Below are 477 nucleotides of genomic sequence, written 5' to 3'. Positions count from 1 at the left end.
GACCCTGAGCCGGCAGTCGAACACTTTTTCGATCAGGTCATCGCTCAGCACATCCCGCGGCGACCCGGTGGCGGCCAGCCGGCCGCGATGCATGACGAAGATCCGGTCGGCATACATGGCCGTCAGATTGAGGTCGTGCAGGATGGCGACCACGCCGCCGCCCCTTCTGGCGAAGTCGCGGGCAATGTTCATGATGATCAGCTGGTGCTTGATGTCGAGGCTGGAAACCGGCTCGTCGAGGAACAGAAAGCGCGGCTTGCCGTCGAGCACCGGTGCCCAGACCTGGCTCAGCACGCGTGCGAGCTGAACGCGCTGTTGCTCGCCGCCCGAAAGCTCCTGGTAGAAACGGCCGGCAAAGCCGTCGAGATCGACACGCGCCAGCGCCCGTTCCGGCAGCCGCGCATCCTCGCCCGGCAAGACGCCTGAGCGGCCGCCGACAAGGCCGAGCTTGACCACTTCCCGCACGGTGAACGGGAA

1 protein-coding gene is annotated in these 477 nt (G+C 66.0%); it reads right to left on the bottom strand.

From position 1 onward, the window contains the following. Window positions 1-477: ATP-binding cassette domain-containing protein (locus tag EN906_RS36770; protein ID WP_127375894.1), on the bottom strand; the 477-nt coding region annotated here is incomplete at both ends.

The sequence above is a fragment of the Mesorhizobium sp. M7A.F.Ca.CA.004.06.1.1 genome (assembly GCF_003999135.1).
Lineage (GTDB): Bacteria > Pseudomonadota > Alphaproteobacteria > Rhizobiales > Rhizobiaceae > Mesorhizobium.
Note: the sequence above shows the minus strand (reverse complement) of the source record. Positions and strands in the feature narration are given on the sequence as shown.